General features: G+C 38.8%; 17 protein-coding genes, 2 tRNA genes and 1 pseudogene. 10 read left to right on the top strand and 10 right to left on the bottom strand.

The features are described from left to right. Nucleotides 1-128 precede the first annotated feature (128 nt). Nucleotides 129-1,508: a DNA polymerase III subunit epsilon gene (dnaQ, locus tag J690_RS17735; RefSeq protein ID WP_032037279.1), complete on the bottom strand. Its 1,380-nt coding sequence runs from the start codon at nucleotides 1,506-1,508 to the stop codon at nucleotides 129-131. Nucleotides 1,509-1,741: 233 nt separating this feature from the next. On the opposite strand from dnaQ, the gene J690_RS17740 reads away from it, so the two are divergent. The 6 genes and pseudogenes from J690_RS17740 to J690_RS17765 all read left to right on the top strand — a co-directional run bounded on the left by J690_RS17740 (nucleotide 1,742) and on the right by J690_RS17765 (nucleotide 11,907). Then, a complete protein-coding gene (locus J690_RS17740) occupies nucleotides 1,742-4,957 on the top strand; it encodes a lytic transglycosylase (protein WP_032037282.1) in 3,216 nt (1,071 codons plus the stop codon). Nucleotides 4,958-4,972: 15 nt separating this feature from the next. Further along, a pseudogene (locus J690_RS17745) lies at nucleotides 4,973-6,805 on the top strand (extracellular solute-binding protein); the annotation flags it as partial. 34 nt (nucleotides 6,806-6,839) lie between these two features. After that, entirely contained in the window at nucleotides 6,840-7,892 is a 1,053-nt protein-coding gene (locus J690_RS17750) for a microcin C ABC transporter permease YejB (protein WP_032037285.1), read from the top strand. Beyond that, nucleotides 7,892-8,902, top strand: coding sequence for an ABC transporter permease (locus tag J690_RS17755; RefSeq protein WP_032037286.1), 1,011 nt, complete (start codon nucleotides 7,892-7,894; stop codon nucleotides 8,900-8,902). The genes J690_RS17750 and J690_RS17755 overlap by 1 nt, the downstream gene beginning before the upstream one ends. Then, nucleotides 8,877-10,472: an ABC transporter ATP-binding protein gene (locus J690_RS17760; RefSeq protein ID WP_155762599.1), complete on the top strand. Its 1,596-nt coding sequence runs from the start codon at nucleotides 8,877-8,879 to the stop codon at nucleotides 10,470-10,472. Before J690_RS17755 ends, J690_RS17760 begins: the two co-directional genes overlap by 26 nt. A gap of 190 nt (nucleotides 10,473-10,662) precedes the next feature. Further along, nucleotides 10,663-11,907, top strand: coding sequence for an NADH:flavin oxidoreductase/NADH oxidase family protein (locus tag J690_RS17765; RefSeq protein ID WP_032037290.1), 1,245 nt, complete (start codon nucleotides 10,663-10,665; stop codon nucleotides 11,905-11,907). Nucleotides 11,908-11,948: 41 nt separating this feature from the next. Here the strand turns inward: J690_RS17765 and J690_RS17770 are convergent, their stop codons facing one another. From J690_RS17770 to pyrC, 4 genes are all read right to left on the bottom strand, one after another. Then, the gene (locus J690_RS17770) at nucleotides 11,949-14,063 is read right to left on the bottom strand and encodes a TonB-dependent siderophore receptor (RefSeq protein ID WP_032037291.1); all 2,115 of its coding nucleotides are present in this window, start codon (nucleotides 14,061-14,063) and stop codon (nucleotides 11,949-11,951) included. 174 nt (nucleotides 14,064-14,237) lie between these two features. Then, nucleotides 14,238-14,313, bottom strand: a tRNA-Glu gene (locus J690_RS17775). Nucleotides 14,314-14,331: 18 nt separating this feature from the next. After that, the gene (gene rnt, locus J690_RS17780; protein WP_002117536.1) at nucleotides 14,332-14,994 is read right to left on the bottom strand and encodes a ribonuclease T; all 663 of its coding nucleotides are present in this window, start codon (nucleotides 14,992-14,994) and stop codon (nucleotides 14,332-14,334) included. Then, nucleotides 14,979-16,013 (bottom strand): dihydroorotase, encoded by a 1,035-nt coding sequence (pyrC, locus tag J690_RS17785; protein ID WP_032037292.1) that lies wholly within the window; start codon nucleotides 16,011-16,013, stop codon nucleotides 14,979-14,981. Before pyrC ends, rnt begins: the two co-directional genes overlap by 16 nt. Before the next feature lie 149 nt (nucleotides 16,014-16,162). Here pyrC and J690_RS17790 point away from each other — a divergent pair, with 149 nt between their 5' ends. Continuing rightward, the gene (locus J690_RS17790; RefSeq protein WP_032037293.1) at nucleotides 16,163-17,425 is read left to right on the top strand and encodes a GGDEF domain-containing protein; all 1,263 of its coding nucleotides are present in this window, start codon (nucleotides 16,163-16,165) and stop codon (nucleotides 17,423-17,425) included. A gap of 61 nt (nucleotides 17,426-17,486) precedes the next feature. Here the strand turns inward: J690_RS17790 and argG are convergent, their stop codons facing one another. Next, the gene (argG, locus tag J690_RS17795) at nucleotides 17,487-18,845 is read right to left on the bottom strand and encodes an argininosuccinate synthase (RefSeq protein WP_014206117.1); all 1,359 of its coding nucleotides are present in this window, start codon (nucleotides 18,843-18,845) and stop codon (nucleotides 17,487-17,489) included. A gap of 297 nt (nucleotides 18,846-19,142) precedes the next feature. On the opposite strand from argG, the gene J690_RS17800 reads away from it, so the two are divergent. The 3 genes from J690_RS17800 (at nucleotide 19,143) to J690_RS17810 (ending at nucleotide 22,039) form a co-directional block, all read left to right on the top strand. Continuing rightward, a complete protein-coding gene (locus J690_RS17800; protein ID WP_032037295.1) occupies nucleotides 19,143-21,173 on the top strand; it encodes an NADPH-dependent 2,4-dienoyl-CoA reductase in 2,031 nt (676 codons plus the stop codon). 85 nt (nucleotides 21,174-21,258) lie between these two features. Next, a tRNA-Ser gene (locus J690_RS17805) sits at nucleotides 21,259-21,348 on the top strand. A gap of 367 nt (nucleotides 21,349-21,715) precedes the next feature. After that, nucleotides 21,716-22,039: a hypothetical protein gene (locus J690_RS17810; RefSeq protein ID WP_081405229.1), complete on the top strand. Its 324-nt coding sequence runs from the start codon at nucleotides 21,716-21,718 to the stop codon at nucleotides 22,037-22,039. An 11-nt stretch (nucleotides 22,040-22,050) separates the two neighbouring features. On the opposite strand, the gene J690_RS0104590 is transcribed toward J690_RS17810, so the two are convergent. The 4 genes from J690_RS0104590 to J690_RS17825 all read right to left on the bottom strand — a co-directional run. Continuing rightward, entirely contained in the window at nucleotides 22,051-23,151 is a 1,101-nt protein-coding gene (locus J690_RS0104590; protein ID WP_032037298.1) for a M48 family metallopeptidase, read from the bottom strand. A 20-nt stretch (nucleotides 23,152-23,171) separates the two neighbouring features. After that, nucleotides 23,172-24,260: a YjgN family protein gene (locus tag J690_RS17815; protein WP_032037299.1), complete on the bottom strand. Its 1,089-nt coding sequence runs from the start codon at nucleotides 24,258-24,260 to the stop codon at nucleotides 23,172-23,174. 185 nt (nucleotides 24,261-24,445) lie between these two features. Next, nucleotides 24,446-24,817, bottom strand: coding sequence for a hypothetical protein (locus J690_RS17820; RefSeq protein WP_032037301.1), 372 nt, complete (start codon nucleotides 24,815-24,817; stop codon nucleotides 24,446-24,448). Nucleotides 24,818-25,276: 459 nt separating this feature from the next. Then, the coding region (locus J690_RS17825; protein ID WP_032037302.1) for an IS3 family transposase at nucleotides 25,277-25,509 on the bottom strand (233 nt) is incomplete at its 5' end.

The following is a 25,509-nucleotide window of genomic DNA, read 5'->3' on the forward strand; positions in this document are numbered from 1 at the left end:
CGTTCCCCTTTGCAAAAAAAATCAATTGTTATATTCGTAGTGCTCAATAATTTGAGCTAAAAATCTATGCGACTAATATAACTTAACTTACAAAGGGGAAAAGCTAAAAACACTAAAGAATCAAAAATTTATTTTGCAAAAAGGCAAGGTTCTCCGTGTTTTTCCTCATATTCTTTGACCCAAGTCTCATGTGTATTTAACTCTTCATCTGAAGGGTAAATTACAGGGAGGTCAATTTGAACTCTGCTTCTATTGGTTGTTTGCTGGCTATTTTCACTCTGAGATAAGGCATCTATATCAAAAGAAACCTGACCACCAGTCATTGCCAAGTAAACATCAGCAAGAATTTCAGCATCGAGTAATGCGCCGTGGAAAGTACGGTCACGTGCTGGAATTTCATAACGTCTTACAAGCGCATCAAGGGAGTTTTTTTGTCCAGGATGTTTGTTTTTCGCTAAAGCTAAAGTATCCGTTACCTCACATACTTCAGAAAGTGCAGGAAGTCCTACGCGCTTAAACTCCATATCAAGGAAGTTCATATCGAAGGTCGCGTTATGGGCAATAATCTCTGCACCTTTGAGATAGTCAAATAAGGTGTCAGCAATGTCCGCATAGAGCGGTTTATCTTTTAAGAAATCATCACTGATACCGTGGATGTTTTCTGAGTCTCCCACTGGTTTTTGTGGGTTAATATAAATATGAATCGAGCTACCCGTAAGCTTACGGTTAATCATCTCAATCGCGCCCACCTCAATAATGCGGTCGCCATCTTGGAAATAAAAACCAGTAGTTTCCGTATCGAGAATCAGTTGTCGAGGGCCTTGTAATTTTAATTTGGCTTCGGTCACAACGATTTGAGGATGAATGTTATTGGTTGGCTGCTTACTTTCTTGTTCGACAGTTTCAACTTCGATAATTTCTTCGGTTACTTCAATCATCTCAACTTCTTCAGATGCTTCAAGATGAATATTTTCTTCTTCAGTTGCGTCAGCCAGATCAAACCCGAAAGGGTCATCTAGCAGCCAGTCCTGTTCAGGCTTTTTTATATCTTGCGATACAGTGGCAGACTGTGGTTGCTTGAGTTCTTTCGCAGTTTTGTCTGCACCTAAATTAGCAAGCTGGTCTGCCATTTCATTGCCAGGGTGTCCTGCGTGGCCTTTAATCCAGTTCCACTCAATATTTCTACCTGTACAGACAGCATCTAATTTCTGCCAAAGGTCAGGATTTTTTACATCTTTCCAGTTTTTCTTTTTCCAACCATGAATCCACTCAGTAATACCTTGCTTCACATAATTTGAATCTGTCCAGATAATCAAATGTGCATCGGCTGGGCAAAATGAAACACCTTCAATGGCAGCAGTGAGTTCCATACGGTTATTGGTCGTATCAGGCTCACCGCCAAATAATTTATGTTCACCCTGCTCAGTAATGACATATGCGCCCCAACCACCTAAACCCGGATTGCCACGACATGCACCATCAACATACAGTGTGATTGTTTGAGACATAAATCGAAACCTAAACTAAAAGAAAAAGAACTGAATATGGTGTATTGTATACGCAAAAAGTTCGGTTCCATCGTATCAAAGCAAGGTTTTTTTAATTTCTTGTAACATTTCCATGCAAATGACATTAAATTATTGCCTTGTCTATCTTGCATGCTTTACTACAATGGCATCGAAGACCTAGGGTTTGTGGGCAGACCCCAAAAAAATATTACGCGAGTTGTTTGGAAGTTTTTATGTATAAACCAACCACATTTGTGTGGCAGCCATCTGCAGCATCATTGTTTAAAATTACCGTACTTAGCTCTGCGTTAGCTGCGTTGGGTATTACAACAGGCTGTTCATCGACTCCGCAATCTGCAAAAACCTCAAAATCGAAACAGGTCAGTGGTGCAGGTTATTTAGATGCGAGTAGTCTTGATTCATTGGAAGACTTACTTTCAGCAACTGATATGCGTGCTGTAGAGGGTGACCGCCTGCTTATTTTAAAGCACGGTGATGTCTGGAAACGTATGTCTGTTGGTTTCAAAATGGATTTGAACCATTGGGATTCACGTATTGAAGCTCAGCGTAGTTGGTTTATTTCTCGTCAGCCTTATCTTGATCGTTTAAGTGCCCGCGCAAGTCGTTATTTGTACCATACAGTTAAAGAAGCTGAACGCCGTGGTTTGCCGACAGAACTTGCACTCTTACCTGTAATTGAAAGTTCATATGACCCAGCTGCAACAAGTAGTGCTGCAGCAGCAGGTTTATGGCAGTTTATTCCGAGTACTGGCCGTATTTATGGCTTAAAGCAAACAGGCATGTATGATGGCCGTCGAGATGTTGTTGAGTCGACTCGTGCTGCCTATGAGTTTTTAGGAAGCTTATATAACCAATTCGGTTCTTGGGAGCTTGCTTTAGCAGCCTATAACGCTGGACCGGGACGTATTCAACAAGCAATTAACCGAAATCAGGCAGCAGGTTTACCAACTGATTATTGGTCTTTAAAATTACCTCAAGAAACCATGAACTATGTTCCTCGTTTCTTGGCTGTTGCCCAAATTATTAAAAATCCAAAAGCTTACGGTATTTCTTTACCACCAATTGCAAATAGACCCCATTTCCGTGAAGTGACTTTATCTGCACCTTTATCTTTAAATGAAATTGCTTCTGTAGCTGGATTAAGTCGTTCGGAACTCTATGCATTAAACCCGGGATATCGTGGTGAAATGGTAGACCCAGCGAGTCCAATGCGTATCTTGATTCCAGCCGATTTAAGTCCTTCAATTGATAATAAATTAAAAGGTATGAAGTCAGGCGGTGGTTCAGGTTGGTGGGCAAATGTGACCTCACCATCTAAGCCAGATGTAAGTGCTTCAACATCTGTGACAATTAAAACCACGCCTGCAAATCAGGTTCAACCGGTTAAACCGTCTACACCTACTAAAACAACGAGTAGCTCTACCACGGTAAAAACTTCAACTCCTCGTGGGTCTGATGCTTTAGCCGCGTTTGCAGCTTCGGCTGATGTACCAAGTGCTCCACGTATTCCTGTTGCTGTGACACCTGCGGCAAATATTAAGCAAGTGAAGACAGAGCCACCAATCTCGGCTGCAGAACGTGAAAAGATTTTAGCGGCAGTTCGAGCTGAAGGTGAGAAAGAAACAGTTCAACAAGCTTTAGAGCCACAACCAACGCAGGCTGAAAAAGATCAAGTAGTTGCTGAGTTAAAAGCTATTGCACCACAAGGAACAGAAATTGTTGATCCTTATGATGGCAAAATTAAGTTAACTGCGATTCAAACAAGCCAATCAGTTGCAGAGCAACAAGGTAAAGAAGTAAGTAAAGGTTTTGCATATCCAAAAACTTTAGCTGAAGATGTGACTGTAGCTAACTCTGAAGATGGGCAGCGCAATAAAGACAAGCCTTACATTAAAACTGATACAGATGTAGTGGTTGTACAGCCAAAAGGCAAACGTAGTACCTATACAGTTTTACCGGGTGATACTTTAGCCGTTATTGCGATGAAAAACGGCGTAAACTGGCGCGATGTTGCTAAGTGGAACCAGATTGATCCTGAAAAGACGTTATATGTTGGTTCAACGCTTTACCTTTATGATGCTAAGCCACAAGAAACTCAAACGACTTCAAAAAGCACAGCTAAACCAGATGTATATGTCGTTCAGGCTAACGATAGCTTAAGCGGTGTGGCTAACCAGTTTAATTTGTCAGTAAGACAATTGGCTGAATATAACGATTTATCAGTGACTGATGGCTTATTTGTTGGGCAAAAACTACAGTTAAAAGAACCAAAAAATAGTCGCTCAAGTGCTAAAGTAGAACCGAAAGCTATTCAGGCAAGTGCAAAACGTATAGCAACTAAAAGCTATACTGTGAAGCGCGGTGAATATCTTAAATTGATTGCAGATCGTTATGCGCTCTCTAATCAGGAACTTGCTGAATTAACTCCAGGGTTAACTGCCGGTAGCAACTTGATGGTAGGCCAAAAAATTAATGTGCCTACACAAGATATTTCTGTAGATGAAGTTGCTGAAACTAAGGCTTCTAGTAAATCAGAGAAAGCATCAGCAAGTGTTTCTTATAAAACAGAAGGCTATAAAGTACAACGTGGTGATACTTTATCGAGTATTGCAACTAAATCAAAAATTAGCTTGGCTGAGTTAGCCGAGTTAAATAACTTAAAAGCAAATAGCCATGTACAGCTTGGTCAAACTTTAAAAGTACCGGCAGGCTTAAGTGTTCCAGAACAATACGTTGTACAGTCTGGCGATAGCTTAAATGCGATTGCGAGTAAATATAATTTGCAAACAAGCTATTTGGCTGACCTAAACGGTTTGTCTCGTACTGCTGGTTTGCGTGCTGGTCAACGCTTAAAACTAACAGGTACGGTTGAAGAAGCGCCAACTAAATCTTCTAAAAACGCCAAAGAAGAAACACCGGAAACTTATACAGTTAAATCTGGTGATAGCTTAGGTAATATCGCTAATCGCTACCACTTACAGTTGGACTACCTTGCTTCATTAAATGGTCTTTCACGCAACAGTAGCGTTCGTGTGGGGCAGCGTTTAAAGCTAACGGGTGATGTGCCTACAGTTGAAACAGCTAAAGTAGATACTAAGTCTTCAACTAAAACAGTTGCTGCTGGTAAAAACACTGAAAGATATACGGTTAAATCTGGTGAGTCTTTAAATAGTATTGCGAGCCGTGCTGGTATTTCAGTGCGTGAACTGGCTGAAATGAATGCATTAAAAGCAAATGCTAACTTACAGCGCGGCCAAAACATTGTGATTCCAAAAACTGTTGTGGAATACAAAGTGAAGCGTGGTGATACATTAATTGGCCTCGCTAGCAAATATGGTTTAGAAACCAATTTCTTGGCTGAGCTGAATAATTTGACACCTTCTACTCAGCTTCGCATTGGTGATGTGATTAAAGTGCCTAATTTGTAAAATAATTAGCCACTTATGCATAAATTAAATTTTCAACTGAGCCTGCTAGTCGGGCTCAGTGTCATTTCCCATAGTGTTTTTTCTGCACAGCAAACCACTTCATATATAGCGATTCATTCTAAGCCTAAGTATTTAGAAATGATGGCTATGCCATATGCAAATCCTAATGCACCTAAGGGTGGCCTATTAAGTCAGGCAGCTCAAGGAACTTTTGATAACCTCAATAGTATGAATGGGAAAGGGAATGCTACAGAAGGCGTGAATTATCTTTTTGATACCTTAATGACTCAATCACTTGATGAGGTCGGGGTTTTATATCCGCTTTTGGCACAGAAAGTGAGTTTTGACCCAGAAAAAACGCAATCAGTGACTTTCTATTTAAACCCTAAGGCGCGTTTTAGTAATGGGCAGGCAGTCACTGCGGCAGATGTTAAATTTAGTTTTGATGCCTATCAGACTAAATCTAATTTAGGTTTGCAAATGTACCTTGCTGATTTAGCAAAAACAGAAGTAATAAATGCTCATCAAGTAAAGTTTAGTTTTAAGTCTACACATAACCCTAAAATGCCATTCATTTTGGCAACCCTACCCATTTATTCAAAAGTAGATTGGCAAAAAAGAGATTTTAGCCGAATTACCTTACAACCGATTATTGGTTCGGGGCCATATGTAGTTGAACGAGTTGATCCGGGTAGAAGCATCAGTTATAAAAGAAATCCAAATTATTGGGCAAAAGATTTACCTATTAATAAGGGGCGTTATAACTTTGACCGCTTGAGATATGTTTATTATCGAAATTGGGATATTGCTTTTGAAGGATTTAAATCTGGGCAATACACTTTGCATGAAGAAACTAATCCTAAAAAATGGGTAACTGATTACCGGTTTCCAGCCGTAAAAGCAGGGTTGGTTACTCAATATAAGTTTCGTCATCATAATCCTATCGCCACTGAAAGCTATGTTTTTAATACGCGACGAAAACCTTTAAATGATATTCGTTTTAGACAAGCTTTAACCTATGCTTATGACTTTGAATGGCAGAATAAAGCTTTGTTTTATGGACAATATCAGCGCCTACAAAGTTATTTTGAAAATAGTGAATTAGCAGCAACAGGCCGACCTTCAAAAACTGAATTAGAGTTGTTAAAGCCGTTATTGCCTAAGTTATCTCCAATCATGCAGCAAGGTGTTTTAGCAAATTGGAAATACCCCGTGTCTGATGCGAGTGGTTTCAATCGTCAGAATTTATTAACTGCGCGCCAATTGCTTATACAAGCTGGCTATAAAGTTAAAGAAGGGCAGCTCTTTACCCCTGAGGGCAAGAAAGTTCAGCTTGAGTTTTTAATTCAGCAAGATGGTAAACAACGAACACTTTTACCTTTTATTCGTAACTTAAAAAAGTTAGGTATTGCAGTTAATTTGCGTCAGGTTGATGCTCCGCAATATTTAGAACGGACTCGTCGTTACGATTTTGATATGACCACAATGAGTTTGCCTCAATCTCTCAATCCGGGAAATGAACAGACTCAATTTTGGGGGAGTATCGCCGCAGCTCAGGATGGAAATTACAATTATGCTGGAATTCGCAATCCAGTAATTGATCAAGTGATTTCAAAACTCGTTGCGAGTAAAAATCGTGAACAGCAGGTTATTTATACTCGCATTCTCGATCGATTGCTTAGAGCTGGGTATTATCAAATCCCGACTTATGGTAAAGGTGAAAACTGGTATGCTTATTGGAATATGTATCAACAACCTAAAATTAAACCAGCATTTTCTTCTGGGATAGAATATTGGTGGAGTGATGAAAACAAAGCCAAAAAAGTTGCCAAATATTTACATCAACAAAAAAAAGCCCCTGCCATAAAGGAAATCCTGTTATATGGGTTCATATATTCTCAAGCGACTTCTTTTAATGATTCCCACATTATTCGTCATTTTATTGATTAATTTTGTGGTTGTGCAAATTGCACCGGGTGGACCAGTTGAGCAAGCAATACATCAGGCACAAAGCGATTTGGGAATTGGCCGTGCATTGAGTGCAGAAACTTATTATCAAGGTGCTCAAGGTTTAAGCCCTGAAATGGTTGAGCAAATTAAGGCTCAGTACGGCTTTGATCGTTCTGCTCCTGAACGATTTTTTCTAATGTTAAAAGGCTATTTAACTTTAGATTTTGGACAAAGTTTCTTTAAAGATAAACCTGTTGTGCAATTGTTGTGGGAAAAAATGCCTGTTTCGATTTCGCTTGGGTTGGTGAGTACTTTGCTCATTTATCTCATTTCTATTCCGCTGGGAATTAAAAAGGCAAAACAGCAGGGCTCTTGGTTTGATCGATCAACTTCTTTAGTGCTTGTGGTGGGGTACGCTGTACCAAGTTTTGTATTTGCCATTTTGTTAGTTGTTTTTTTTGCGGGTGGGTCTTATTTCCAATGGTTTCCACTACAAAACTTAGTCTCAGATAACTTTCATCAACTCAGTCTCTGGGGCAAAGTTACCGATTATTTATGGCATATGACTCTGCCACTCATTACCATGGTATTAGGCGGTTTTGCCAGTTTAACCTATTTAACTAAATACTCATTTTTAGAAGAACTCAATAAACCCTACGTTTTAGCAGCCTATGCAAAAGGGTTGAACAGCCAACAGGTCTTATATAAGCATGTCTTTCGTAATGCCATTTTAGTTGTGCTCGCAGGATTGCCAGAAGCGTTAGCAGGTATTTTCTTTGTAGGTAACCTATTTGTAGAAATTATCTTTCACCTAGATGGGGTGGGTTTGTTGGGCTTTGAAGCCATTGTTCAGCGTGATTATCCTGTTATTTTTGGTGTTTTATTTTTCTTTACTTTATTTAGCCTAATTTTACGTCTCATTTGTGATGTGTTGTACCAATGGATTGATCCACGAATTCACTTTGACGCACAAGGAGGCAAATAATGTCTTTAATTGTGCGGACACGATTACAGCGTTTTAGACAGCATAAATTGGGCTGGGCAAGCTTTATTTTATTTAGTCTGGTTTTAGTTTTGTCATTAGCCGCGGAGTTAATTGCTAACGATAAACCGCTTTTAGTGAACTATGAAGATTCTTACTATTTACCAGTGTTAAAAACTTATCCTGAAACTGCGTTTGGTGGGGTGTTTGAAACAGAAGCTGACTATAAAGCCCCCGCCGTACAAGCGCTTATTGAAGCTAAAGGATGGGCAGTTTGGCCACTCATTCAATTTTCATATCAAACTCCCAATTTAGATTTGGCAGTTCCTGTGCCATCACCACCTTCCAAGCAAAACTGGTTGGGAACAGATGATCAAGGAAGGGATGTTCTTGCGCGTATTCTTTATGGCTTAAGAGTATCGTTGCTTTTTGGCTTGGCCTTAACATTTTGTTCTGCTTTATTTGGAATTACGGTAGGCGCTATTCAAGGTTACTATGGTGGCTGGGTCGATTTATTGGGGCAACGTTTAGTTGAAGTCTGGAATGGCTTGCCCATGCTTTTTATGGTCATGATTTTAGTCAGTATGTTTGTTCCAAATGTATATTGGCTATTTTTCATTATGTTGTTTTTCGGCTGGACTGTTTTGGTGGGCGTTGTTAGGGCAGAGTTTTTAAAAGCTCGCCAGCTTGATTACGTTCGTGCAGCCCAAGTTTTGGGAGTGACTGAACACGCGATTATTTTTAGGCATATTTTGCCAAATGCGATCAGTTCGAGTTTGTCTCAGTTACCTTTTATTTTAACAACTAACATTAGCGCTTTAACTGCTCTTGATTTTTTAGGATATGGTCTACCGCCAGATGCGGCCTCTTTAGGTGAATTATTACTACAAGGTAAAAATAATTTAGATGCGCCATGGCTAGCAATTTCAGGCTTTCTTAGTCTGGCGATTGTTCTTTCACTTTTAATCTATATTGGGGAGGCGGCTCGTGATGCTTTTGACCCAAGAAAATAATTTAAATTCCGCTTTAGCATTATTAAAAGTAGAGCAACTTTCGGTTCAAACTAAAGACAAAAACGTTTTATTAGAAGATCTAAGTTTTTACTTAAGTGAAGGTGAAACATTGGCTATTGTGGGCGAAAGTGGTTCAGGTAAATCGATGAGCTGCTTAGCAATAATGGGCTTGCTACAAGAAAAATTAGAAATAACGGGTCAGGTCTGGATTGGTTCACAAAATATGCTTGAGCTAGATGAAAGAGCTCAATCAAATTTACGTGGTCGACAAATCGCAATGATTTTTCAAGAACCTGCTAGTGCTTTAAATCCGCTCCATCGGGTTGAAAAAATTATAGGGGAAAATCTTCTTTTATCTGGGTTTTCAAAACTTGAAGTCCGGCAGCAAATATTTGAACTGTTAAAAGATGTGGGAATTGTTGAACCAGAACAAATTTTAAAAAGTTATCCTCATGAGCTTTCTGGTGGGCAAAGACAACGTGTCATGATCGCGATGACATTGGCGCTTCGGCCTAAAATTTTGATTGCTGATGAACCTACTACTGCGTTGGATGTGGTTTTACAGATACAGATTTTAGAGCTATTAAAATCTTTGCAAAGCAAATATGGGATGGCACTTATTTTAATTAGCCATGACCTCAATTTAGTACATCGCTATGCTGATAAACTTATTGTATTGCAAAGTGGGCGTGTCGTAGAGCAAGGTGAACTGAGCCAAATCTTTGCAAATCCTAAAACTAGTTATACAGCACAATTATTAGATCATGATTTTGGAAGTGTAGAGTCTAGACCCTCTCAACAGAATGTTTTATCAGTTCGACAGCTCAGCGTGCAGTTTCCTATAAGAAAAGGAATTTTAAATCGCATTCAAGGGTATTTCACTGCAATAGAAGATTTGAGTTTTGATCTTGCTCAAGGTGAATCACTTGGGCTGGTTGGTGAAAGTGGTGCGGGTAAGTCATCGTTAGCCCTCGCTTTGGTTCAGCTTATTCAGAGCAAAGGACAGATTGTTTTCTTAGGTCAAGATTTAAATCAGCTACAGTCCAAAGCCCTACGCTTGATGAGATCAGATTTTCAACTTGTATTCCAAGACCCTTTTGGTAGTTTAAACCCGCGTATGACAGTAGGGCAGATTATTGCGGAAGGTTTAAAGTTAAAAGCAGTGGATAATGACGAGATCAAACAGCAAATTGAATCTGTATTGATAAAAGTTGAATTGGCTGAAGATTTTCAATATCGTTACCCACATGAGCTTTCAGGTGGCCAACGTCAACGTGTCGCCTTAGCTAGAGCTTTAGTGGTTCAGCCTAAACTTTTAATTTTGGATGAACCTACCTCTGCCTTAGATCGGACCACGCAAAAAGCCATGATCAAGTTGTTGAGACAATTACAACAAACTGAGCAGTTAAGTTATATTTTCATTAGTCATGATCTCAATATAGTAAAAGCACTTTGCCACAAAGTGATGGTATTACGTCATGCAAAAGTTGTTGAATATCAGGAAACTGAACTTCTATTTTCTAAGCCTCAGACTGAATATACCAGACAGTTAATTGGAGCATCTTTTTAAAATAAAGATCCTTAATCAATTGTTTTTTAATAAAATAATTAAAATTTTTATTTTATGCAAAAAGTTGCATATTTTTATATTCTTTAAAATTGACATGTGCTATTGTCAGTTATCGATTACCACTTGACATGCCCAATAACTCGTTTAAATTAGAGTAATTGCTCTAAAACTCAAAGAACAGAGGTTAACCATGAACCAGATTGCTCAACCCATTACGATACGCAATACCACCTTTAAAAACCGAATTATTAAAGGTGCAATGAGTGAAGCACTTGCAAATTATGAAGGCCAACCGAATGACTTACATTTGGGTTTATATGGTGCATGGGCAAAAGGTGAGCTTGGCTGTGCAATTACTGGTAATGTCATGGTAAATGCCGGCGCAAAAAATGAACCAGGTGTTATTGTTATCGAAAATGAACGTGACCTAGAGCGCTTAAAAGAGTGGGCGGAATTAGGTAAAAAATATGGCATGGTTCAGTTGATTCAATTATCGCATCCAGGTCGTCAGTGTCCAAAAGGTTTAAATAAAGAAACCGTGGCGCCATCAGCGGTACCTTTTAGTCCAGCTTTAGCCATCATGTTTGGAACGCCACGTGAACTTACTCATGAAGAAATTCTAGATATTATTAAACGTTTTGCGACAGCAACTCAAATCTGTGAAAAAGCAGGTTTTGAAGGGGTGCAATTACACGGCGCACATGGTTATTTAATTAGCCAGTTTTTATCGCCATTAACCAATAAGCGTACAGATCAGTGGGGCGGTTCAGTTGAGAATCGTACTCGTTTTTTACTAGAGGTTTATAAAGCGGTACGTGAAGCGACTTCAGATAATTTTATCATTTCAGTGAAGCTTAACTCGGCTGACTTCCAGCGTGGCGGTATTAGCGAAGAAGATGTAATTTCAGTATTTAAAGCAGTGGATGAAGCTGGTATCGATTTAATTGAAATTTCAGGCGGTACTTACGAAGCACCAGCAATGGCTGGAGCTAAGGCCGACAAACGTAAAGCAAGTACGATTGCACGCGAAGCATACTTTTTAGATTTTGCAGAGAAAATCCGCCAGCATGTTAAGTGTAAACTCATGGTGACAGGCGGTTTCCGTACTGTAGAAGGCATGAATGCCGCACTTGAAAGTGGTGCATGTGACTTTATTGGTATTGCTCGTCCATTTGCAGTAGAAACTGATTTAACTGAGCGTTTAATTGCAGGGCAAGATGTTCGCTATGCAGTAAAACCAATTAAAACAGGCTTACCATTTGTTGATAAGATGGCAATTATGGAAATTATTTGGTATGCAGCTCAATTTAAAACGATTGGCAAAGGTAAAAAGCCAAATCCAAAACTTTCACCACTGGTAGTGTTTTTAAATTACGCCAAAGGCAATATTAAAGCGGTGATTCAAGGACAAGTTAATTCACGTAAGTCTGCATAAATCTGATGCGCCATTTCAATAACTGAAATGGCGTATTTGTTTTAGAACGTATAGCTCATACCTAATTGAACAGTACGTGATTCACCCGGATATGCATATAGATTGAAAGCGCTTTCATCATAAACTTTGTCAAAAAGATTTTTCAGATCTAAGTTAATACGAAGTTTTGGTGTTGCCTGATAATAAGAAACCAAATCTGTAACTGCATAACCTTTCATTGTATAAGTACTATTAGCTGTTTGACCTGCACGCTTATCAATATATTTTTGATTAATGCCTAGACCTAAGCCTTGTAAAGGGCCATCTTGAAATTCATAGATATTTAAAAGATTAAAACTATTCTTTGGAATATTGGCTAAAGCGGTTCCTTTTTTCAAAGTATTGTCTTTGCTGACTTCTGCATCTGTATAGGCATATCCACCAATAATTTTCCAAGCTGGAGTGATTTGCCCTGCAACATTTAGCTCAATACCTTGGCTACGAACTTTACCAGCAGCAACTTTATAGGCTGAATCTACAGGATCGAGAGTTAAGACATTTTCTTTTTTTGCATAAAAAATCGCAGAGTCAACCGATAGCATATTGTCGAGTGCTTGCCATTTAAAGCCTAACTCGTAAGCCATGCCTTCCTCTGGGTCAAATGCCTCTCCATTACGGCTAGCCCCCGTGTTAGGTTTAAAAGATTTTGCAGCATTGCTATAGATTGAAAGGTCATTACGGGCTTTAAAAACTAAACCCAAACGCGGAATAAATGCGTCATGACTGGTATTCCAGTTTGCAGTATTCGGTAATAGGTTTTTGTAATCATGTTCGTAGTGCTCAAAACGTAAGCCCAATAGTGCACTTAAACGTTCATTTAAATCGATTTGGTCTTGTACAAAAAGGGCAGTTGTTTTCAAGTTTTCACGATCATGTGTCGTAACCCGATTAAGCTCAGGCAGTGGTTGGCCTAAAACAGGATTATAAATATTAATAGGGTAACTACCGACATCACCACTTGAACGAATAATGTATGACTTATAATCATAATTTTCATATTCAAGTCCAGTTACTAAGGTATGTGCTAATCCTAAAAGCTGGAAATTACCTGTTAAGTTAATTTGGGCATCTGTATCTTGCCATTTCAATTCACGATAGTTGTAATTCCGGCCTAAAGTTTCACCGTCATTTTGAATACCATTTGCTTCTACCGCATAGCCATACAATTTGCCGTTTAAATATTGCACACCAGCATTCAGCTTCCAGTCATTACCAAGGTCGTGCTCGACTCGTAATTGAGTCATATTGTTATCATTGTAGAGTCGGTTGTTGTATTTACCTGTTTCCCACAAATAGGTTTCGGGTGAACTATTAAAAGACTTCTGGCCTGCATAGCGTGTTTGGCCACGATCAAGTGGATGCTGATTTCGTAAAATATCTGCTTCAAAAGTAACTTTGGTTGCATCAGAAGCTTGCCATAGGATGACTGGTGCAATTCCATATCGTTTGGACTCGACATGATCACGATAACTATCACCACCTTCTGCAATCACATTTAGGCGATAACCGATATTTTCTGCATTCGGGATAGTACCTGTTGTGTCTACCGTGGTTCGATATAAACCTTCACTGTTAAGCTGAGCACCTAAAGTGGTTTGTTGTTCAGACTTTGGTGTTTTAGAAATTAAGTTAAACGTACCACCCGGGTCACCACGACCATATAAGCTAGAAGAGGGTCCACGTAAAACGTCTACACGTTCAATAGTGTTGCTATCTGGAGCATTTGGATAACCACGGTTAATTGGGAATCCATTACGATAAAATTCACCGCTAGTGAAACCACGAAGGTTAAAGCCTGTTAACCCTTGACCACCAAAGTTATTAGCACGACTCACACCGCCAGCTAAATCAAGCGCTTCAATCAAACGTGTTGCGCCAATATCTTCAATTACTTTTTGAGTTACTACACTGACGGATTGAGGTGTATCTTTTAATGCGACTTCACTACGTGTTGCGCTATTTGAACTATCGACTTTATAAGCTTGGTCGGCAGCTTGTTGGGCTTTAATCTTAATGGTAGCGAGCGTTGTTGAGGAATTATTGGTTTCTGCGAAAGCACTTGAGATACAGTAGAGTTGAGCGATGCTCAGGGAGAGGAGGCGAAGCTTAAGATCCATTTAAAACCTTGTTGATAATAAATATCAGTATAAAAATAAGAATTATTATATTGTAAATCTATGTAAAGGAAATACTGAATCAGTGATATATATGTACAAGTGTATTTTATTTGGAAATACAGAAAATTAGAAATATAAAAATAAAATAGAAAGGAATTTTATAAGAAGAGAATATGGCGTCCCTACGGGGATTCGAACCCCGGTTACCGCCGTGAAAGGGCGATGTCCTAGGCCTCTAGACGATAGGGACGTTGAGGATGGCGGTATCTTAAGAAGCCGCCACCAAACTGTCAAGGAGGTAAGGTGACAGTTTGTTCAAAATATAGCAAAACAGTTCAGCAGTCTTCTGAGTATCGTACAAAGCAGAGTGTGCTTCTTTGCCATCGAACTCAATTCCAGCTTGAATACACGCTTTCGCAAGCACAGTTTGTCCAAACATAACAGCACTTAAAGTAACCGTATCCATCACTGAAAAACTATGAAATGGGTTTTGGTTTTTTGTACTTGTACGCGCAATTGCTGCTTGTACAAAACCAAGGTCAAAATGCGCATTGTGGCCCACTAAGACTGCATGTGTACAATGTTGCTGTTTGCGGACTTCATTCACCGATTTAAAAATACGGCGTAATGCAGTACGCTCATCTTCAGCCATTGCAATACGCATTGGATTGAATGGATCAATACCAATAAAGTCTAGCGAACGACGATCGAGATTAGCCCCTTCAAACGGGTTAATATGTGCATGAAATGCTGGACCAGGGACAAATTGTCCCTGAGCATCATACACAATTGGAATGCACGCAATTTCTAGCAATGCATCTGTCTGGGCATTAAACCCTGCCGTTTCAACGTCAACAACAACAGGTAAGAAGCCACGAAAACGTTGGCCAATGACCGGGACAGAGGTTTCTTGTGTCACACTTTTCTCCATTGCAGCGTTTTCCCGGCATGCAGCGGGATAATTTTTTGATCATCTAAATAATCAAAAGATTCTGGAACGAGGTTATCTTCTTTTACCAAAGTAATGGTAGAAGTATTACGTGGTAGGCCGTAGAAGTCTGCACCAAAGTGGCTAGCAAAACCTTCTAAACGTTCTAGTTTACCTACTTGATCAAATGCTTGAGCATAAAGTTCAATTGCATTAGGCGCACTATAACAGCCCGCACAGCCACACGCATTTTCTTTTGCATTTTGCGAGTGAGGAGCACTATCTGTACCCAAGAAAAATTTAGGGTTACCGCTCGTTGCAACTTCAAGCAAAGTAGTCTGGTGAGTTTGACGTTTTAAAATTGGTAAGCAATAGAAATGCGGTTTAATACCACCAACCAACATATCATTACGGTTAAATAATAAATGCTGAGGTGTAATCGTTGCAGCCACATTGCGATCTTGTTCTAAAACAAAGTGTGCAGCATCGCTTGTTGTGATGTGTTCAAGTACCACTTTAAGCTTTGGAAACTGTTTTAATAACGGTGATAAAACTTCATCTAAGAAGCGTTTTTCACGGTCAAAAATATCAACGTGATTATGAGTCACTTCACCATGAAGTAATAACGGAACTTGATGCTCTTCTAGTTGCTCAATGACTGCATAAACTTTACGAATGTCACTTACACCGTTATCAGAATTGGTGGTCGCACCTGCTGGGTAAAGTTTAATAGCATTTACATGTCCAGATTCTTTAATTTTACGAACTTCATCTGGTGAGGTGAAATCAGTAAAATAAAGCACCATACGTGGGTCAAAGTTAAGACCCTCTGGAACATGAGCAAGAATACGTTCACGGTAAGCCAGTGCTTCTTCCACAGTTTTTACAGGTGGAACAAGGTTTGGCATACAGATCGCACGAGCAAATTGATTGGCCAAATCAGGTACAGTACGTTTTAATGCTAAACCATCACGTAAATGTGCATGCCAGTCATCTGGCTGGAGCAGGGTAATAGAGTCCAAGGCAGTTCAAACTTCGAAATAAAACAAATGATAATCGATAAAGTGTGAAAATGGTAACGAGAATTACGGACAAATGGCAAAATAAAGCGCCAGAGGCCTTAAAAAATAATGTTATATTTTGTTAATGTGTGAGAGGCAGGAATCAAGTAGTGGCAAATAGGGGAAATGTACATGAATTACTCAAAGCAAAAGAAGAAATAGAATATTTAGTAACTCTACATACCCATCGTTATGCCAATATACCTCTGCCACATCAATTAGAAAAAAAATTCTGGTGTCTAAATCTTGAGCGAACTAAACAGAATATCTCAAAGTTTTTAGCAAGTGGCATTTTAACCTATCTCATTTTCATATTGCTGGCTCTACCTACAGATTATTTGGTCATAGGCGTGCCTTATATTACTTGGGATTTTATTTACTGTTTACTTAGCGCAATTAATATTGCTTGTGCACTGCTGTTATTTTGGGTTTTTGCAAAGTTTAAAAAACTCACTGAATATTTTTATATCGCTGCATGTGGCATTGTATTTTTGACCATCATTATCAATGCAATGTTGCTCCTTAGCGTAGAAAATGTCGCTCTTAAAAACCAGTCGATGTTATTACTTTCCTTCTTATATATGCTGGGTTTTATTTTAAGCGGAATAAAGCCTCTACATATGCTTTATGTAGGTTTAACAGCAGCCTTTTGTGTTTTTTCCCTACTGATTTTATGGCAAGCGAATTGTGATTTTATTGCTTTGGGAAGAGCGCTGTTTGGAAGTTGTATTTTAGGTTTTTCAATTAGTACGATGCTTACCTCAAGAGAAAGAAGCCTTTTTTTAAATAATCAGCTTGCTGAGCTTAACGAACAGATTTTACGTATTGAGGCATCTGAATTGCTTCATTTAAGCCAGCAGGATGCACTGACGAATATCTCAAATCGACGTACTTTTAATGAGATGTTCGACTTTTTTTACTATCGTGCAAAGCAAGAAAAGCGCCCATTGGCTGTTTTGTTTATTGATATCGATTTTTTTAAAAATTATAACGATTTTTATGGACACCAAATGGGGGATAAAGTCATCTCATCTATTGCCGCTGCAATTAAAAATTCGATTCGGCATGTTGATTTTGTTGCCCGTTATGGTGGAGAAGAGTTTGTGGTACTGTTGCCGAAAACACCAGCTCAAGGCGCCTATGCCGTTGCTGCAAATATTTATAAAGCGATTGAACGCCAAGCGATTCCTCATGCAGCATCTTTAGTCTCTAAGCATGTCACGATTAGTTTAGGTTTTACTGTTTATACAGAAGGTTTTAAAGTAAATCAGGAAAAATTAATTCACGCTGCGGATCAAGCTTTGTACCGAGCTAAGCAGCTTGGACGTAACCAGATTTATTATCAACCCTTGGAAGTGGCAGAACTTGTTTGAGCACAAATATTTGAAATAAAAAAGCCACCTTTGTCGGTGGCTTTTTTATTAAGTAAGAAAATTATTTTTTCTTGCTATCAAGTTGTGGTACAGCAGAACCTTGGCCGATTGAAAGCAAACCAGCATCTGTATAGATACCAAGTTTTGCACGTGTATCGGTAATGTCGAGGTTACGCATAGTTAACTGACCAATACGGTCCATTGGCGTAAACATTGAATCGCCTTTTTCCATTGTTAAACGTTCAGCTTCGTACGTTAAGTTTGGAGATTCAGTGTTCATGATGGTGTAGTCATTACCACGACGAAGTTCAAGAGTTACTTCACCAGTAATCGCTTTAGCAACCCAACGCTGTGCAGTTTCACGCAACATAAGTGCTTGAGAGTCGAACCAGCGGCCTTGGTAAAGTAAACGGCCTAAACGTAAACCGTTAATGCGGTATTGTTCGATCGTATCTTCGTTATGAATACCAGTAACCAAACGCTCATAAGCAATATGAAGAAGGGCCATCCCCGGTGCTTCATAAATACCACGAGATTTTGCTTCGATAATACGGTTTTCGATTTGGTCAGACATACCTAAACCATGACGGCCACCAATACGGTTTGCTTCAAGAATAAGCTCAACCGGATTGTCAAAAGTTTGACCGTTTAATGCAACAGGTACACCTTCTTCAAAACGTACAGTCACTTCTTCTGGAGTAATTTCAACTTCATCTTTCCAGAAAGCAACGCCCATAATTGGGTCAACGATTTTGATACCAGCATTTAGGTATTCAAGATCTTTTGCTTCGTGAGTCGCACCCAACATATTTGAGTCAGTTGAGTACGCTTTTTCTTTTGACATTTTGTAGTCAAAACCGTTGTCGATCAGGAACTGTGACATTTCTGCACGGCCACCGAGCTCATCGATGAAGTTTTGATCTAACCAAGGCTTATAAATTTTAAGATTCGGGTTAGTCAACAAACCATAACGATAGAAACGTTCAATATCGTTACCTTTATAAGTTGAACCGTCACCCCAGATGTTTACGTCATCTTCTTTCATTGCGGTAACTAGCATTGTACCTGTTACTGCACGACCGAGTGGAGTCGTATTGAAATAAGGAACACCACCTGTACTGATATGGAATGCACCACACTGAATTGCAGCAATACCTTCGAGCGCAAGTTGTAAGCGGCAGTCAATTAAGCGAGCTTTTACAGCGCCGTATTGTTCTGCTTTCTTTGGAATTGCATCGTAGTCATCTTCATCAGGCTGACCTAAGTTTGCAGTATATGCATAAGGTTCTGCGCCTTTTTGTTTCATCCACAATAAGGCAGCTGAAGTGTCTAGGCCTCCGGAGAAGGCAATCCCAACTTTTTTGCCTACTGGTACATGCTGCAAGATAGTTGCATTATCAGTCATTGCTAATCCTAACATTTATGAAAAAGACCCCATATAGGCGGTCTTGAGAATTCTGAATGGCGGCTATTGTAGCACTATTCACGGTGCTTTTTTTCGCAAAAAAAGCATTAATTCACTTGTTCTGATTTGAAGTTTTAATTTGATAAAAAATATAAGGCTATTTATAGAATAAGAAGAAGTGAATGAAGTATTGTTCTTAAATAAATGGATTGACCATAAGCTCCGATAAATTTCTTTGCATGGTCATCCAAAATTATCAAAAAAGTATTAAAGTACTATGCAACAAGTTGCAAAAAATTATTGGGACGCAGCATGACAAGTTACGCCAATTTATTAAAACCATTACATTTAGGCTTTACCACCATTAAAAACCGTGTGGTGATGGGTTCCATGCATACGGGGCTTGAAGACCGTTTTTACAATTACCCAAAGCTGGCAGCTTATTTTGAAGAGCGTGCAAAAGGTGGGGTGGGCCTGATTGTGACAGGTGGTATTTCACCGAACCGTCAAGGATGGTTAGCACCTGCTGGCGGAACCATGAATAGCTTATTTGATATTCCACAGCATCGTCTGGTTACACATGCTGTGCATAAACATGGTTCAAAAATCTTAATGCAAATTTTGCATGCAGGTCGCTACGGTTACCAGCCATTTGTTGTGTCTTCAACTGCAATTAAATCTCCAATTTCACCTTTTAAACCACGCCAGCTTTCTGAAAAAAATATTCTGAACACAATAGAAGATTACGCACAGTGCGCCGATATTGCCAAAAAAGCAGGTTATGATGGTATCGAAATTATGGGCTCGGAAGGTTATTTAATTAACCAGTTTTTAAGCAGCCATGTGAACCAGCGTACTGACCGTTGGGGCGGTGAAATTGAAAACCGTATGCGCTTTCCAGTCGAGATTGTTAAAGCGATTCGTGCCAAAGTCGGTGAGAAATTTATTATCTGTTTCCGCTTGTCTTTACTTGATTTAGTCCATGACGGTAACACCATGCAAGAGGTGGTGACTGTAGCCAAAGCTTTAGAAAAAGCAGGTGTGACTTTATTAAATACCGGTATTGGCTGGCATGAAGCTCGTGTGCCGACCATTGTAACATCTGTGCCTCGTGCAGCTTTTGTCGACTACACTGCTCATGTAAAACAACATATTTCTATTCCGATTATTGCGTCAAACCGAATTAACATGCCTGAAACTGCCGAAGAAATTTTGGCAACTGGTAAAGCAGATATGGTTCAAATGGCGCGTCCTTTATTGGCCGATGCATTTTGGGTAAATAAAACTGCGACTAACCGTGTTAATGAAATTAATACCTGTATTGCATGTAACCAAGCTTGTTTAGACCATGCTTTTAAAAATAAGCGTGTGTCTTGTTTGGTTAATCCACGTGCAGGCCATGAAACTGAACTGGTCTATTTAAAAACTAAACAGCCTAAACGGATTGCAGTTGTGGGCGGTGGAGTAGCGGGTATGTCCGCGGCAACTGTTGCGGCAAGCCGTGGCCACGCGGTCACTTTATTTGAAGCAACGGCGGAAGTAGGTGGTCAATTTAACTTTGCCAAGGTCGTGCCAGGTAAAGAAGAATTTCACGAGACGATCCGCTACTTTAAAGTCCAACTGGAAAAAACAGGGGTGGATGTACGTTTAAATACTCGCGTAAATCGTGAGCAGCTTGAACGTGAAGGTTTTGATGAAGTGATTGTTGCAACAGGTGTAATCCCTCGTGCATTAAAAATTGAAGGAAGTGACGCGCCACAAGTCCTTTCTTATGCTCAAGTTTTGAAAGGGGCAGAAGTCGGACAAAAGGTTGCAGTGATTGGTGCGGGTGGTATTGGTTTTGACGTGTCAGAATTTTTACTTAAACCGCCACATCAACCACAGCCTCAACCTTTGGCAGATTGGCAACGTGAATGGGGTGTAGACCCAGATCCGAACTATGTTTCTGAAGGTGGTATGCAGCCGCCAGAAGTTGAACCAGCAATCCGTGAAATTTATTTACTACAACGTAAAACCACACCACTCGGTATTGGCCTTGGCAAGACTTCGGGTTGGGTACACCGTGCACAGCTTAAAAAGCATGGCGTACGTATGCTGCGTGGTGTGCAATATAAAGCAGTCACTGATGAAGGGCTTTGGATTGAGCACAATGGGCAAGATCAACTTTTACGTGTAGATACAGTTGTGGTGTGTGCAGGTCAAGAGTCGGTAAAAGACTTGATGCCAAAAGAAGGTGAGTCGACTATAGCGAACTATCATATTATTGGTGGTGCAAAGCTCGCAGCAGAGCTAGATGCCAAGCGTGCGATCAAAGAAGGAGCAGAATTGGCTGCTCAACTGTAAAATTGATGAAACAATATGCACTTGAACACAAAGCGATGATATTTTTCTTGAATAAAATGAATAAGCTTTGTATTCTTACGCACATGGAAGCGTGGCAGAGCGGTTTAATGCACCGGTCTTGAAAACCGACGAGGGTGTGAGTCCTCCGTGAGTTCGAATCTCACCGCTTCCGCCAAATTCGAAAAGCCCTTGATAAAAACAGGGGCTTTTTTTATATCTATTATTTTACCCCTCATTCTACCCCACATAAAAATTTGGATTGAGTTAGACAGATTTTGATTTCAGTTTAATTTTATATTGTGTAGTTAATCGCACCCTCATAATGGTCAATATCTTTTAATTGTTTGATGAATTCTTTCGGGGCGACTATTGCTGCTATATGTATAATTATGGGTAGAATAGCTCCTTATAATACTAAGCCCTTTGCATCACTAACTTGCAAAGTAAAATCGCCTGATATGTACCAAATTTAAATTAAGAGATATGGATAGTTCATGAATTTAATAAATCACCGTAGTAAGTTATTTCTTGCAATTTTTCTTATGATGAATCTTTCAAATACATATGCAGCAAAGATACAGGCTGTAGGTGCTGAAGTACAGGAGAGTGCTCGAGACGCAATGGAAGCTGCTGGAGCAGAAGCTGTAGAGGCTGGGGGAGGGGAGACTGCATGCCTTGCTGAAGAGGCATGTGATGTTGCATCTGCTGTTTCTGAGGATGAAATGTACGGTGGTATTCAACAGGAATATGTCGTAAAAGGCTGCAAGGTAACAATCTACAATGATGGACCTGTGAAAATGGTCAATGTAAAGACGGATCAACCATGTGATGCTCCACTTCCTAAAGACCATAAATTTTCTAGATAGACTCTGTGTACCTATAAATTACTTTGTGCGCCTTTCTGTTTTTTCTCAAAATCATGAACCATTCGAATACGCTCTTCGGTTGCAGGATGAGAGGATAAAGTATCAAGAACAGCTGTAGATAGTTTATTAGCTGAAGATTCTTCCTGAGAAGTTGCTGGGTTGGCCTGATTCTTTTTATCGATACCTTCTTCTGTTGTATCGCTTAAACGTTGTAAGAAATTTGCAAAGTGCGAGACTTCGATATGCTTCCTATCCATGAGCTGTAAAGCATATAGATCGGCTTCGGACTCAAATTTCCGTGAGTAATTTGCACCAATCATAGCAGCAGGTAAGGACGTAAATAAGTCTGAATTATCTCCTGTCATTGCAATATATAATATACTTAGGCCTAAACTCGTTAACCCTTGTTGCAAACTATGGCGATAAACCAAATGACCTTGTTCATGGGCTAATACGCCTAAGATTTCCTGATTCGTATGTGCCAATTTGATCAGTTCATCTGTGATAATAATCGTATTATTGGGTAGCGCTACAGCATTAGCCCCTAACTGATCGCCTTTACGGAAGACTAATTTGGCTGGTTTGTTTTCAGCAACAGTATTCAAATACTGTTTAGTAATTTGGTCTTTTTGAGTTTGTGCTAATTGGCTGGGTGCAGTCCAATTATTTAATACATAATTCTCGGCTTCATCACCTAGTTTCTTTAAAGTATTCTCAGGTAATTGAAAAGCAAGATAATGGGACGTTGCTGGAACACCCCATTTGACTAGACTGATCGCAAAAGTAATCACAAAAATTACACTAAAAATAATAAGACCCGGAGAGCGTTCAAATTTCCAGATCGAATGTTGAACCTTTTTAGTTGTGTAATTAAACCATTCAGGTAATGCACTATGAAATTCAATTCGTGCATCATCAGATAATTCAATTACTGGGTGTAACTGTCCCAGCGCACCAATCAATTTCATATCAGTATATTGATAATGACGCTGAAGTTCTAATTGTTCACCATACCGAATTAGAACTTCAGATTTAGATTGAGCTGAAATCTGAGCACGGTGTGGTTTAGACACTAGGCCATCATAGAAAGTGATATCTACTGCGTGGGACATAAATTATTAAACTCAAATTATTATAAAGAGATGTCGATATCAAAAATATCACTGATTTCTTCAGCTAAAGCACTTTGCTCTTGTTGAGCTAGATTCATCATTTGATCTGGATCATCTAATAAAATTAAACTCATCGATTCAATTTTGTATTTGTGAATACGAACTGCAGCCCAAGCAGACATTAAACCTATGGTTAAGATTTTTACAATCCAGTTTGATGCTACAATCCATGCAAAACGCCATTGGTTACAGTCTGTTTTAAATTGACTGTTTCCAACTGTAGTATTGTTCCATGTCGTAATAAAAAGACGAGCAGCAATTAATGGATAAATAAATAGTCCAATAAATGCATATACTGTAAATATTCCGAAGAATATAGCGTTTGGTGAGAACCCAGAAACTGTTCCTGCCATAGCAAAGTAAATGATTGAAAAAATAGCAATTATACCAATTGCAATAAAAACTGGTATATAAACTGCAGCCATATATGTAGACCATTTCGCGTTTAATTTAAAATTTAATTGTCCAGCATATAAGTTGTTTAGATAATATTTTTTATATAGCCAAATAGCTACAGGTGTAAAGATTCCTAGAGTGAAAATATATACCAATATACTCAAAAGAAAGACTTTATAAGATTCTTTTATCGTTCCACCAAAATAAAAACGTGCGTTGCCGAACTTACTATTTCTTGCCGTAAAACGCAAAGTAGCGCGAATTAGCCAAGGTACTGCTGCATATAGCGCAACTAGTCCAACCACAGTCGCAATCATTGAATACTGTGATGAAATTGCAAATACGACGTAAATTCCTAATGCAATTAAACGTCCAATCAAAATCTTGGTTGGAATCCCTGTAAAATCAAAGCGGCGTTCAAAAAATTCTGTATTGCCATAAAAATAGCGTAGGCGACGAACTTTGGCCCAAGGTGCATATAAGCTCAAAGTAATAATAGTCAAAAGAATATTAACGATCCAGATTCCAAAATATTCTGAGGCATTCCCATGAAATTTAAAATGATGAATTCCTGAATGTGAAATTGGTGGAGTTGTAATATTTTGATCCTCATTTACATCTTGAGGAAGAGAGGTTAAAGCTTGGTCTTGCATTTTATTCTCTTTATTGAAAATATATGATCTTGATTGAATGTAATAGATAATTAGAAAACTATTGAGAATATTATATATTTTTTATAAATTGAAATAAATAGAATGAAAAGCAAACAGCAATACCACTCGTGTCTTTCTGTGGCGAAACGGGAGAAAAAATCTTTTATTTTATATAAAGCTTCTTGTTATTTTAGTTGAGAATAATATTGATTTCGCCAATCAAGATAGTTTAAATCTAAATAATCTTCATTCCCCAATTTTATGGAATAGTATGATCGCAAGGCTATTTCAAAAGCGCCTTCATGGTGTAAAAGCTCTGCAACTTGCTGCATAGTCAATCTACGTAATAAATTATGATAAAACTTATTCACTATTTTATCTGAATTTTCTTTATCTTCTTTAAATATTGAACTTAACTGAGATGATATAGCATCAAGTAAGTGAGGAATATTACATTCAATAATAAAATCACTTTCTAATCTCTTTTCTAATGTTTCTTCTGCAATTGAGTGGATTATCAGTTTTGATATTATTTCTGAAGATTGTGAAAGAATCATTATTTCTCCTTTTTCTTCCAAATTTTCAAGTATTTTACTTACCTTATTTATATAGTCTTGATGAGTGTTCGTTAGCATTAAATTTTTAGTCTTATAGATTGTTATTAATATTATAAAATTTTCAATAATTAATATAGTACCCCTTATACGAAATACGGGCACAAACCCAAATCAATAAACCTATAAATCGCTAAATTATTGTGACTTTATAAACCCCAATTTAACAATAACTCATTCATTATTTATCCTTACTTTTTAATGATCTAATTTAAAACAAATGTCATTTTGTGTGCTTGACTGTAAGAGAGTTGAATACTATTCTTCGCATGCTGGCCACATTGCCAGTCGGTTGTCGCAGACCGTCTCATAGAAGCATTAAAGGTTTTATACCTTTAGTGTCTAGCCCCTCGTGCCCCCTCTACGGTGGAATGATCTGACCCCATAAAGTTGGACAGTTAGTTAAGCAGTTTTTAAAAACTGGTTTCTATATTGTACAGGGGATAAACCTTGTAGCTTCACCTTGATTCTCTCATGATTATAATAATGAATGTACTCTCGTATAGTTTTCTCTAACTCATCAGTTGATTGAAATTTTTCACCATGAAAGCACTCCGATTTTAATATTCCAAAGAAGCTTTCTATTACAGCATTATCTAAGCAATTTCCTTTACGAGACATACTTTGAATTAAAC

This window comes from Acinetobacter sp. 742879, assembly GCF_000588535.1.
Taxonomy (GTDB): domain Bacteria; phylum Pseudomonadota; class Gammaproteobacteria; order Pseudomonadales; family Moraxellaceae; genus Acinetobacter; species Acinetobacter pittii.